Genomic DNA, 12,343 nt, shown 5'->3' with positions numbered 1-12,343 from the left:
TAAATCAGATAGATACTGATTTCAGGTGGATGTGCTGGGGCTTTCTGGCAGGGTTAACTGCCCCGTGCTGGGGCGTTTTGCACGACTTTGAGGCTTCCTCTGGCGTAGTTATTGCTGCGGTTATTGCTATTGAGACAGCACGGCCAGTGCCGGGAGAACTTCCATGAACGCCAAGCGACAGCAGCACAACCCCAAACCACCCACCGCCGCGGACTTCCTGATTGCATCCCGGCAATGCGAACTGATGAACCTCCAGTACTTTCTGCAGATGGGCAAGGTGGTGCAGAGCATCAGTAACCTGGTGCACGGCCTGCAGCGTGAGCGGGGCGCTTCCAACGTGTTTCTGGGCTCGGGTGGCGACAAATTCGCCGACGAACGGGAAGCGATGATCCAGGACTCTGATCGGCTGACGGAGCTGTTCGAGCAGGCCTTGGCCGAGGTTCAGGAGGCGCTGACGGCTCACCCGGTCAGCAGCCACCTGTTGAACCATCTCGCCACTGCCCTGCACGGCTTGCAGCAGTTGTCGGCCTTACGGTCCCAGGTGGCCGGGCAGGCGGTGTCGGCGGCGGAAGCCACCGAGGCTTATGGCAACCTGATCCACGCCTTGATTACGGTGGTGTTTGAGGCCGCCGATACCGCGGTTGATCCGTCCCTGGCCGGTCTGCTGGTGGCCATGGTGCACCTGATGAACGGTAAGGAGTTCTGTGGCCAGGAGCGTGCCGTGGGTTCCGCCGGGTTCTCCAGTGGCGGCTTCGACAGTGCACTATCCAAGCGCATGACGCACCTGGTTGAAGCACAGGAACGCTGTTTTGAGGTGTTTGTCAGCTTTGCCGACGACGACAGTCGTGCCTTGTGGCAGACCTTGCGGTCCCATGACCGGGAGACGGAAATCGAGCGCCTGCGTCAGCTCGGCTGTTCCGTGGGGCGCTACAAAACCCTGGACTCCGGGCTGGCGGATCGCTGGTTTGCGCTGATGTCGGAACGCATGGATGAACTCAAGAAGGTGGAAGACGCCGTTGAGGGCAGTTTCCACATCCGCTGTGTCGAGCGCTTTGCCGAGGCCCGGAACTCCCTGGCCCATCAGGAAACCCTGATCGCATCACTGGACGCACAGAATCCGCCGGCGCAGCCGCTGCTGGTGCTGTGCGATTCCGCTGACGATGCCCGGTCCGGGGAAGCCTGGAAGAGTGAGGGCGTGGGTCAGCAGTTTGGTCGCTCCATCTTCGATCTGGTGCAGGAACAGACTCGTCGGTTGCAGCAGATGACCGACGAACTGCAGAGTGCCAAGGAGGCCCTGGAAGACCGCAGAACCCAGGAAAAAGCGGTGCTGCTGCTGATGGAACATCGCAAGATCGACAACAACGAGGCTCACCGGGTGCTCAGGAAGCTGGCCATGGACCAGGGCAAGAAGCTGCCCGAGGTGGCCCGGGCTCTGGTCTCCATGGCCGATGTTCTGAAGTGACCTGGTTTGAAAAGGCGGCCTGAAAAAGCCACCAGGCTCAGGCGCCTGCGGCGCGAGCGGTGCTCTCTTCCTGTTCGGCGCTGTGGGTTTTGCGTGTTTTGATGTTCTCCAGCTTGCGCTGTTTCTCGTACAGGAACTTCAGCACTTCCTGGCGGTAGTGCACATACGTGGGATCGTCCGCCAGGGTGACCCGGTTTCGTGGCCGCGGCAGCTCGATGCGCAGGTCCTCACCCACGGTGGCAGCCGGGCCGTTGGTCATCATGATGATGCGGTCGGACAGCAATACGGCTTCGTCCACGTCGTGAGTGATCATGATCACCGTGTTGTTAAGCTCCTGCTGAATTTCCATCAGTGAATCCTGCAGGTGTGCCCGGGTCAGGGCATCCAGCGCGCCAAACGGCTCATCCATCAGCAATACGCTGGGTTTCATCGCCAGCGCTCGGGCAATGCCCACCCGCTGTGCCATGCCGCCGGAAATCTCTCCCGGCCGCTTGCTGGCGGCGTGGGCCATGTTGACCAGCTCCAAATTGTGATGAATCCAGTCTTTGCGCTCCTGTTTCGCCATGGACTTGCGGAATACCTGTTGTACCGCCAGTTCCACGTTTTCGTACACGGTCAGCCAGGGCATCAGGGCGTGATTCTGAAACACCACCGCCCGCTCTGGGCCCGGCGAGTTGACCTCATGGCCGTCCAGAACGCAGCCGCCCTTGGAGGCTTGTAGCAGGCCGGCGACAATGTTCAGCACGGTGGATTTGCCGCAACCTGAGTGGCCGATCAGGGACACAAACTCGCCCTTCTTGATTTTCAGGTTGAGGTTGTCGAGTGCGACGAAGGCGCCTTTGGGTGTCTCAAAGGCCATTTCCACGCCGGTTAATTCCAGATGTGCTTTAGTCATGATGGTCTCCGTTATTCATTCCAGGCGACTTTCTTCTGGATCATCAGCATCAGCCGGTCCAGCAGGAAACCGATAAAACCGATGGCCAATACCGCCACCATGATCCGGCTCAGGGACTGGCTGCTGCCATTCTGAAATTCGTCCCACACGAACTTGCCCAGGCCCGGGCTCTGGGCCAGCATTTCCGCGGCAATCAGTACCATCCAGGCGATACCCAGAGAGACCCGAAGGCCGGTGAAAATCATTGGTACCGACGACGGCAGTACCACCTTGCGCACGTGGGTCGAGAACGACAGGCGCAGCACCCGGGACACGTTGAGCAGATCCGGATTGACCGCTGCCACGCCGACGCTGGTGTTGATGAGGGTGGGCCAAAGGCTGCACAGGGTGACGGTGATCATGGAAGTCAGGAACGACTTCTCGAACATCGGGTCGTCGCTGACGTAGGTAGCCGAGACCACCATGGTCACCAGGGGCAGCCAGGCCAGCGGCGATACCGGTTTGAAGATCTGGATCAGCGGATTGACCGCCGCCTGGAAGTGCCGGTTCAAGCCAAAGACGATGCCCAAAGGCACTGCAATCGCCGTTGCCAGCAGGAAGCCTGCGAGCACGGTGATCAGGCTGGTAACCACCTGATCCAGAAAGGTGGGGGCGCCCGGATAGTCGCGAATTTTGACGTCAGCGTCCGGGTTATCGGCCAGGATGCGTGCATTACGCTCTTCCTGCATGGTCACGAACTTGTCGGCCCGGGCCCGTTGGTTGGCGTGTTCCTGCCAGAGCTGACCGCCCTGCTCCCAGACTTGTGCCGGGCCCGGAAAGGCGCCCAGGGACGTGTTGACCTGGGGCGCGGCCAGATGCCAGAACCCGAGGAAGATCAGGATGCCGATGGTCGGCAGCAACAGTTGCTTGCCCGACTGGGCCAGCTCGGCGCCGGTGAACCGGCTTGCCAGTGCTTTCAGCCAGCCGGGTGTGCCGGTTCTGGAAGTGGGGTTGGTTAACGTGGTCATGTCGTTCTCCTGGCTACGCCCGGTTACGGTGTGTCGTCGCCTTTCAGGCCGATCTCAAAGCTGTCGATGTAGGCGTTCGGCTGGCGTGGCGTGAAGGCAACGCCATCAATCAGCTCACCCTGGTAAGGGCGGGCGAAGTTTTCCTGGCTGAAATCCGGGAAGTCCTCGGCCTGCATCAGGCCGTCGTCGATCAGGGACTGGGCGGCCTGGGCATAAATGTCACCGCGATACACCTGGGCGGCGGTTTTCATGTACCAGTCATCGGATTTGGCCTCGGGAATCTGGCCCCAACGACGCATCTGCGACAGGTACCAGATGGCATCCGACGGGTACGGGTAGGTGGCGTGATGACGGAAGAAGACGTTGAAGTCAGGCACCTCGCGGATGTCGCCTTTCTCGTATTCAAAGGTGCCGGTCATGGAGTTGGCAATGACCTCAGCATCGGCGCCGACATAGCTGGGGCGGGCCAGGATTTCCACCGCTTCGGCACGGTTGGCGTTGTTGTTCTCGTCCAGCCAGTGCGCCGCGCGAATCAGGGCACGCAGCAGGTGCAGGTGGGTGTTGGGGTTTTGCTCGGCCCAGGACTGGGTCACGCCGAACACCTTCTCCGGGTTGTTGGGCCAGATCTCATAGTCGGTGATCACCGGTACGCCAATGCCCTTGAATACTGCCTGCTGGTTCCAGGGCTCGCCCACGCAGTAACCCTGAATGGTGCCGGCTTCCATGGTGGCGGGCATCTGTGGTGGTGGCGTCACCGATAGATGCACGTCGGCTTCCAGGGTGCCGCTGGTGTCACCGCGTTGGGGTGCGTAGAACCCGGGGTTCAGGCCACCGGCGGCAAGCCAGTAACGCAGCTCGTAGTTGTGGGTAGACACCGGGAACACCATGCCCATACGAAAACGTTCACCTTCTGCCCGGGATTGCTCCACCACCGGTTTCAGGGCGCTGGCGCTGATCGGGTGTACCGGTTTGCCGTCCTCCTCAGGAATGTGCTGGCTCATGGTCTCCCAGACTTGATTAGAGACGGTAATGCCGTTGCCGTTCAGGTCCATGCTGAAGGCGGTAATGATGTCGGCCTGGGTGCCATAGCCAATGGAGGCCCCCAGGGGTTGTCCGGCGAGCATGTGCGCGCCGTCCAGTTCGCCGGTGATGACCCGGTCCAGCAGCACTTTCCAGTTGGCCTGGGCTTCCAGCTCGACAAACAGGCCTTCATCCATAAAGAAGCCCTGCTCCCAGGCTACCGCCAAGGGCGCCATGTCCGTCAGTTTGATGAAGCCGAGTCTCAGGTCCGGCTTCTCCGGGGCGCCAATCTCTGCTTGGGCCAGGCCGGTGCCGGCCATCAGAGAGATGGCCGTGGCCAGTCCGGTCAGCTGCCTGAGTGTGCCGGAGACGGTTGTCAGGGATGTCTTCATGGTTACTTTCCTCGCGATGTTCTTTCAGGCAAAAAAAAGCGCCTGCCCTCCGTTATCGGAAGGCAGGCGCCTATGCCTGTTGAATCAACAATGATCTGAAATGTTCAAAGGTGTTGATTGCACAGCCTGTGCCAGAGATAAAAAAGTTATTTAAAACAGCCGAGTAAGGATTAAGGCCCGACAATGGGTCGGAATCTGGCGCGTGGTTGCCGATGTGTTTTAGTGCGCTTTTTTGAGCCTTGCACCATTGTGGGCCGTGAAAAGTGATGCTCCTGCCCGCCGGGGTCCGTTATAGCTTCAATGCAGGGATGGCCCTGTTATTGCAACGGTTAACTTAGCAAAAAGACTTCAGATAACGACGAAATAGGCAAAGACGCCCGCTCCCGTGTGCCGGATATACCGGTTCCCGGAAGCGGGCGTCTTTGTTTTAGAGCCGAGAGGATACGACGTGAACAGCGAGCATCAGACAGCGACCGGCGTTCGGACCACCTGCCCCTACTGTGGTGTCGGTTGCGGCGTGACGGCCGGGCCCGGGCAAGTCAGTGGCGATCAGCAGCACCCGGCCAATCAGGGGCGATTGTGTGTTAAAGGCTCGGCCTTGCACGAGACCCTGGTGCCTGCCGGTCGTCTTTTGCGGCCCCGGCTCGCCGGTGTGGAAAGCGATTGGCCCGAGGCGCTGAAAGCCGCGTCTGGAGCCATTCGCGAGGCGGTGGCCAGGCACGGTCCCGGTTCGGTGGCGTTCTATCTGTCGGGCCAGCTGTTAACCGAGGATTATTACGTCGCCAACAAACTGGCCAAGGGCTTTGTCGGCACACCGCATGTGGATACCAACTCCCGACTGTGCATGTCTTCGGCAGTGGCGGCCCACAAACGGGCATTTGGAGAAGACTGTGTGCCCGGCTGCTACGACGATGTGGAGTTGGCAGATCTACTGGTACTGGCTGGCAGCAACGCCGCCTGGGCCCATCCGGTGCTGTACCAGCGCATGAAAGCGGCCAGCCGGGCCGGGCGTCGGGTGGTGGTGATCGACCCCCGCCGGACGGCTACCTCCGAGCTGGCGGACCTGCACCTGAAACTGAAGCCGGGCACCGACACCATTTTGTTCAATGGCCTGCTGGCGTGGCTGACGGAGCACGACGGCCTGGATCAGGGCTATATCGCCCGCTATTGTCACGGCTTCAATGAAACCCTGGAGGCCGCCACCCAGGCAGCTCCCTCGGTCAGCTCGGTGGCTGAGCAATGTGATCTCCCGATGGCCGATGTGGAAACCTTCTACCGCTGGTTTGCGCAGACTCCGCGCACGGTGACCGGTTTTTCCCAGGGCATCAACCAGGCGTCAGCGGGAACGGACAAGTGCAACAGCATTATCAATTGCCATCTGGCCACCGGTCGGGTCGGGTTGCCGGGTGCCGGACCCTTTTCCTTGACCGGCCAGCCCAACGCCATGGGCGGGCGTGAAGTCGGCGGGCTGGCGAATACCCTGGCAGCGCACATGGATTACGACAGCCCGGGTGCCCGGGACAGTGTGGCCCGGTTCTGGGGTGCTGACCGGGTTCCCGAGGGCCCCGGCCTGAAAGCCGTGGAACTTTTTGAAGCAGTGCATCGGGGCGAGATCAAGGTGCTGTGGGTCATGGGTACCAACCCCGCGGTCAGCCTGCCGGAGTCGACCCGAGTGCGCGAGGCGCTGGCACGTTGCCCCACGGTGATCGTTTCCGATTGCATGGCCGAGACCGACACCACCACCTACGCCGACATTCTGTTGCCCGCTGCCGGCTGGGGCGAGAAAGACGGTACGGTGACCAACTCTGAACGTTGTATTTCCCGGCAAAGGGCGTTCCTGCCCCTGCCTGGCGAGGTGAAACCTGACTGGTGGATCATGGCGAACGTGGCCCGGGAGATGGGTTATGGCGAGGCGTTCGGCTACCAGCGGCCGGCGGATATCTTTCGCGAGCACGCTGCGCTTTCCGGAATCGCCGTCCAGGCCAGCGGCAGTCGCCGCCAGTTTGATATTGACTGCCTGAAAACCCTGTCCGACTCTGATTACGACGAATTCGAACCGCTGCAATGGCCGGTTTCAGCTACGCCGGAGGGTGGGATTGCCGGCACCCGCCGACTTTTTGGCCAAGGCGGCTTTGCTACGCCCGATGGTCGCGCCCGAATGGTGCCAATCCACACCGTGAGTGCGGGCCAACAGCCTTCGCCCGCCCAGCCGATGGTGGTGAACGCCGGCCGGATTCGTGATCAGTGGCACACCATGACCCGGACTGCCCTGGCACCCCGGCTGCTTGCCCATCGTCAGGAGCCGTTTATTGAGGTGCACCCCAACGACGCTGAGGCACTGACCCTGGCTGAGGGCGAGCTGGGCCGGCTGACCGGTCGCAACGGTGGCGAATACGTGGGCCGGATTCGGGTGACACCGGATCAGCGCCCGGGCGAGGTGTTTGTGCCCATTCACTGGAACCGTCAGTTTGCCTCCCGGGGCACTGCGACCGATTTGATGATGGCAGTGACCGATCCGGTATCCGGGCAGCCGGAGGGCAAACATGGCGTCGCCAGCCTGCAACCGTTGCCGAGTCGCTGGCACGCCCGCGTGATGCGACGCCCGGCCAGTGGATGGCAGCCGGAGCTGGTCAGTCCCTCGGGTTACTGGGCCCGGCAGCCGCTGAGTCACAGCGAGAGCTGGTGGCTGGCGGGCAACCAGCCGGTGGATTGGGAACGGGAGGCCGATGCCTGGCTGGGCGGTGCGGCTCAGGTGGTGATGGGCGACGTCGCCTGCGGCCGGTTTCGGGCCGCTAGAATTGTTGATGGGCAGCTGCAGGCGATTCTGCTGGTGGCGCCGAGTGCGTCCGAGTTGCCGGATCTGGCCTGGTTGGATCAGTGCTTTGAGGCCGAGTGTCTGAGTCCCGAGCAACGTCAGTGCCTGCTGGCGGCTCGTGCTGTAGACAGCGAAGACACCGGCGCGCTGGTGTGCAGCTGCTTCCAGGTAGGTGAGATGCAGATCGCCAAGGCGATTCAGGCCGGTGAAGACAGTGTGGAAGCGCTGGGTCAGGCCCTGAAATGCGGCACCAACTGTGGCTCCTGTATCCCGGAATTGCGCGGATTGCTGAGCCAATACCCGGCGCCGGAAGCGGCCGAGGTGTCCTGAGCTTTGGTCAGCCGGCTTTGCGCAGTAGCGGTAAGGGCACCCGGTAGCGCAACCCCACAGACCGGCCGGTGCCCTCAACGGTGCAGGTCTTCCGGTTGACCCGGCGAATCCGGCCGCGGATTTCTCGTGTGCCGGCTCCAAAGGTCACTACCTCGCCGACCTGCCAGTGTTTGCGGGCGACGCTTGGATCCGGCAGTTCGAACGGATCTGTCGACAGCGCCATGCCGCGGTCGGCGGCACGGATGGCCAGAGACCGCCGCACCGCCACAGCCCCACCACTGGCGTGCAGTTCGTCCAGAATCTCGTAGAAGTGCCGGTTGTGCACCGAACCCCGGAAGCGTTTGCCGGCATTCTGCTGTAACAGGTGCGCGAATTCATGGCAGCAGGTGTGCGCCAGCAGGTTCAGCGGACTCAGCTGGCCGTCAAAATAACCCCGTTTCCGGATCTCTCGACTGGACAGCCAGCCATGGGCGGTGTCTGGCTGTTGCTTGGCCTCGACCATGCGCACGCCGTAGGTGATCAGGTGCTGTTTTCGCTGGGGGTCAAAGCGGTGGTAGGTGGCCTGGCCGGCACCGACACGACACTGCAGGGAGCTGCCTGGGAGGCGGTCTGTCAGCCAGCCGGTGGCCGGTTGCCAGAGTACGTCATAAGTGGTGTCGCACATCAGTTGGCCGAGTTGCCGGGCCTGGGTACTGGTCATCAAGGAGCCATCTAGCAAATGCTTTTCCGGGAATATCGACGCTGATGATACCCGCTCCCGGGGCCGGCGCAAAACCACATCGGCCAGCACTGAGGCTGGCCGATGTAGAGATAGCAACGCGGTTGGATCAGGCCTCGAACGGCGAGCGCCAGTCGTCAGCGCCGGAGGTGCCGGCAACTGCGTGCTCCCAGGTGACCTTGCGGTATGACAGGGAGGTGGTGACCAGCTGGGTGAAGTCCGCGCTGGCGGCGTCCTGGCAGTGGGGCATGTTGCACTGGATGTCGATGATGGTGGCGTCTTCCAGGATGGTCGAGAAGAAGTGCTCCTGCTTGCCCTCAACGGAGGTTCGGTACCACTTGAGCTCTACTTTGGGCAGCATTTCGCCGGAGGCCAGGGCGTTGTACATCAGCGGGGTGGCCTTGTTCAGGGCAGAGGTGAACTTGAACGGCTTGTGCACGCGCTGGCCGGAAGGCTGGCCTGACTGCGGATCGGTCGGGACAGTAACCACATGGCTGAATTCCTGTACCAGCACTTCGTCTTCGTGACCTTCTACGTAGATGTTGCCGACCGAGTCGGAAGTGAATGCGCCGGCGGTGATGTTGCCCTGTGTCTGGCCTTCGATACTGATATAACAAGGAGTTGGCATTGTCTGCTCCATGACGTCTGATTGAATGAGTGTCCCTGTGGGTCTTCCCTGGACTTCCAGACAATTACAAACTCCGTGCCAGTAACATAAAGGTTATATAAAACAGTGGCTAAGGCGCATTCTGTGTCGGCTTTCGCCGGCATCAGGCAAGACGGTGCCCGTGCGTTGAGCGAGGACTTGCTGACTGGGCCAAATCTCGCCCGGCCAGTCTCAGTCGAATGCGAGGCTGGCCAGCAGCGCTAGCAAAAGCAGCGCTGATAGGCTTTGCCAGAAGGCCACGGGGTGGCGCTCCATCAACGGCGGCCGATGCCGGCTTTGCCAGTCGGCGCCGGGCTGGCGGAGGTCGTGCAGAAATTCCGACAGTGCCGGATAGCGGCGGTGCGGTTCGGGATGCAGTGCCCGGGCCAGGGCGTCATCCACCCACAACGGGACATCTTCCCGGTAGGGCCGGGCCGATTGATAGGTTAGTCGGCGTTGCTGACTGCGGCTGCGGATTCTTGGCACTTCCGCGCCGAAAGGCAGTTGACCAGTCAACAACTGATAAGTGATGACGCCCAGAGAGAACTGGTCGGCGAGCCAGCTGCCGGGTTCGCCCAGCATGGTTTCTGGTGCACTGTACAGGGCCGCGCCGCGAGGATAATGCTCGGTATCGGTGTCGGTCATTTCCTGCAGGCCGGCGACCCGGGTGGCGCCAAAATCGATCAGAGTGACGGTGCCGGAAGCATCCACCAGGATGTTTTCGGGTTTCAGGTCCTGATGCACCATTTCCAGTCGGTGGAAGGCACGTAAGCCCCGCCCGATCTGTTCCACCAGATTGCGAACCGTCTCCAGGGCAGGCGCCGGGTGATCCAGCATCCACTGTTTCAGGGTTCGGCCTTCCACGAATTCGGTCACCAGGTAGACCCAGCTGCGGGGCCTATCCGGGGCGAAAGGCCTTACTACGTGCGGGTTTGAGATGCGACGGGCAATCCACTCCTCAGTGGCGAACTGTTCCAGATATTCCGGATTGTCACGAAGATCGGTGGATGGGATCTTGATCACCACCGGTGTCTGCGTTGCCTCGTCCACCGCCTGGAACACATGGCTGCGGCCACTGGCGTGGAGCTGGCGCTGAATACGGTAGCCGTCGAAGGATCGTCCCGGTGTCAGTTCCGGGGCGAAGGGCAGCTGGCTGAGTTCGCGGCTCAGCTCGCCCGCCTGTTGGGACTTCGGTAGGTTATCGATGCGGATGATCTGCACCGTCAGGTTGTCGTCACTGCCGGCCGCCAGTGCCGCTGCGGCCAGGGCTTTGGCGGCCGCGGTCAGGTCATCCGGGTGCCGTTTCAGCCGTTCCAGGATGTCGGCCTCGGCCAGGTGCTCATAGACCCCGTCGGTGGCCAGCAAGAACGTGTCGCCGACCTGCAGCGGAGCCTGCTGGTAGTCGATGTCTAGCTGATGATCCATGCCCATGGCACGGGTCAGACAGCTTTCGGTTCGGGACAACCAGAGGCGATGATCCGTGGTCAATTGCTCCAGGGCCTGATTGTGAACTTTGTAAATCCGGGAGTCGCCTACGTTGAATGCGTGCGCGGTGGTGGATTTCAGCACCAGGACACTCAGGGTGCAGATGTAACCCCGGTCGAGGTCATACCGGTACTGGCTGCGGCGGGTCTGGGCGTGGAGCCAGGCGTTGGTAGCCAGCAGCACGCGCTGAACCGACTTCTTGACCGACCAGGTTTCTGGTGTAGAGAAGTAGTCACTGAGAAAGCCGGCCACGGCCGACTCACTCGCCACCTGGCTGACATTGCTCGAGCTGATGCCATCGGCAATGGCTACCGCGATGCCTTTGGTTGTTCGCTGTAGTGGATCAGGAATCAGCAGGCCATGAAAATCCTGGTTGATGGTTTTCAGCCCTCTGTCAGAGTACTGACCCACCGTGATTTCCAGTTGTGCTGTAACGGGTTTGCCCCCGTCCGGTGATAACACCGGCGGAGGCATTCCGGCCTGTGCGGTGGCCGGATCAGGACAGGATTCAGGCACGGTTGGCCAATGCCGAGTCATTAAAAGCGGCAGGTGCGGGGCGCTTGGGCGCAGTGCGCACATGGGTGCTGTAGAGCGTGAGTCCGGTAAAGGCCAGACCGCCCACCAGGTTACCCAGCACTGTCGGGATCTCGTTCCACCACAGGTAATCCATGACCGAGAATTCACCGCCCATGATCATGGCGGAGGGGAACAGGAACATGTTCACGATCGAATGCTCGAAGCCCATGAAGAAGAACAGCATGATCGGCATCCACATGGCCAGTACCTTGCCGCTGACGTTGGTGGAGATCATCGCGCCAACCACGCCCATGGACACCATCCAGTTGCACAGCATGCCGCGGATAAAGATAGTGGCCCAGCCGGCAGCGCCGAATTCGGCGTAACCCAGGGTGCGGTCTTCGCCCACGCTGGCGATCTTTGCACCGACAGCGCCCGGGTCAGTGTTGAAACCGTAAGTGAAGATGAATGCCATCATGAAGGCAACGGTCAAGGCACCGCCCAGGTTACCCAGGAACACCCAGCCCCAGTTGCGCAGAATGGCCTTGGGGGTAACGCCCGGGCGTTTGTCCAGCAGTGCCAGCGGGGTCAGCATGAACACGCCGGTGAGCAGATCAAAGCCCATCAGGTACAGCATGCAGAACCCGATCGGGAACAGGATGGCGCCAATCAGGAACACGCCGGTCTGAACCGCAACGGTAATGGCAAACGCCGCCGCCAGAGCCAGGATTGCACCGGCCATGAAGGCACGGATCAGGGTGTCACGGGTGGACATGAAGATCTTGGATTCACCCGCGTCCACCATTTTGGTGGCGAACTCGGAAGGTAATATATAAGACATAGCTGGTTCCTCTGGCCCACAAAAAAACGGCGCTGCCCACCACCTTTACTGCTGCCTGTGCAAGGTGAAGAGCAGACGCCGTTGTCTGAAATAATGTTGTCGCTGTGAGCAGAGCCCACGTTGGCTCTACTGATCTGATTAGTGCAGGGACTGTGCCAGAGTCGTGGGGTGAAGCTTAAAGCTTATTCGGCTCAGGGGCTTACGGAGGGCGGTTTG

General features: G+C 61.2%; 9 protein-coding genes. 2 read left to right on the top strand and 7 right to left on the bottom strand.

Translation table 11 applies throughout. The features are described from left to right. Positions 1 to 163 precede the first annotated feature (163 nt). Entirely contained in the window at positions 164 to 1,462 is a 1,299-nt protein-coding gene (locus FGO67_RS01925) for a nitrate- and nitrite sensing domain-containing protein (RefSeq protein ID WP_203299047.1), read from the top strand. A 37-nt stretch (positions 1,463 to 1,499) separates the two neighbouring features. Here FGO67_RS01925 and FGO67_RS01920 read toward each other — a convergent pair whose 3' ends face one another. Genes FGO67_RS01920 through FGO67_RS01910 form a run of 3 tightly spaced genes read right to left on the bottom strand, consistent with a single transcriptional unit; the run spans position 1,500 to position 4,776 of the window. After that, entirely contained in the window at positions 1,500 to 2,357 is an 858-nt protein-coding gene (locus FGO67_RS01920) for an ABC transporter ATP-binding protein (protein WP_203299046.1), read from the bottom strand. Positions 2,358 to 2,368: 11 nt separating this feature from the next. Beyond that, positions 2,369 to 3,364 carry an ABC transporter permease gene (locus FGO67_RS01915; RefSeq protein WP_203299045.1) on the bottom strand — a complete coding sequence of 332 codons (996 nt, stop codon included), beginning with the start codon at positions 3,362 to 3,364 and terminating at the stop codon, positions 2,369 to 2,371. Positions 3,365 to 3,387: 23 nt separating this feature from the next. Beyond that, positions 3,388 to 4,776: a CmpA/NrtA family ABC transporter substrate-binding protein gene (locus tag FGO67_RS01910; protein ID WP_203299044.1), complete on the bottom strand. Its 1,389-nt coding sequence runs from the start codon at positions 4,774 to 4,776 to the stop codon at positions 3,388 to 3,390. 448 nt (positions 4,777 to 5,224) lie between these two features. Between FGO67_RS01910 and FGO67_RS01905 the strand changes: the two genes are divergently transcribed. After that, the gene (locus FGO67_RS01905) at positions 5,225 to 7,921 is read left to right on the top strand and encodes a molybdopterin-dependent oxidoreductase (protein WP_203299043.1); all 2,697 of its coding nucleotides are present in this window, start codon (positions 5,225 to 5,227) and stop codon (positions 7,919 to 7,921) included. 7 nt (positions 7,922 to 7,928) lie between these two features. On the opposite strand, the gene FGO67_RS01900 is transcribed toward FGO67_RS01905, so the two are convergent. The 4 genes from FGO67_RS01900 to FGO67_RS01885 all read right to left on the bottom strand — a co-directional run bounded on the left by FGO67_RS01900 (position 7,929) and on the right by FGO67_RS01885 (position 12,127). Next, positions 7,929 to 8,639: a hypothetical protein gene (locus FGO67_RS01900; protein ID WP_338039522.1), complete on the bottom strand. Its 711-nt coding sequence runs from the start codon at positions 8,637 to 8,639 to the stop codon at positions 7,929 to 7,931. Between the two features lie 109 nt (positions 8,640 to 8,748). Then, positions 8,749 to 9,267 carry an Hcp family type VI secretion system effector gene (locus FGO67_RS01895; RefSeq protein ID WP_203299042.1) on the bottom strand — a complete coding sequence of 173 codons (519 nt, stop codon included), beginning with the start codon at positions 9,265 to 9,267 and terminating at the stop codon, positions 8,749 to 8,751. Between the two features lie 210 nt (positions 9,268 to 9,477). Beyond that, on the bottom strand, positions 9,478 to 11,244 hold the full coding sequence (locus FGO67_RS01890) for a bifunctional protein-serine/threonine kinase/phosphatase (protein ID WP_203299923.1): 1,767 nt from the start codon (positions 11,242 to 11,244) through the stop codon (positions 9,478 to 9,480). A 34-nt stretch (positions 11,245 to 11,278) separates the two neighbouring features. Beyond that, a complete protein-coding gene (locus FGO67_RS01885; RefSeq protein ID WP_203299041.1) occupies positions 11,279 to 12,127 on the bottom strand; it encodes a formate/nitrite transporter family protein in 849 nt (282 codons plus the stop codon). Positions 12,128 to 12,343: the final 216 nt, after the last annotated feature.

The organism is Marinobacter sediminum, from assembly GCF_016820575.1.
Classification (GTDB): domain Bacteria; phylum Pseudomonadota; class Gammaproteobacteria; order Pseudomonadales; family Oleiphilaceae; genus Marinobacter; species Marinobacter sediminum.
This window is presented reverse-complemented; position numbering and strand designations above follow the sequence as displayed.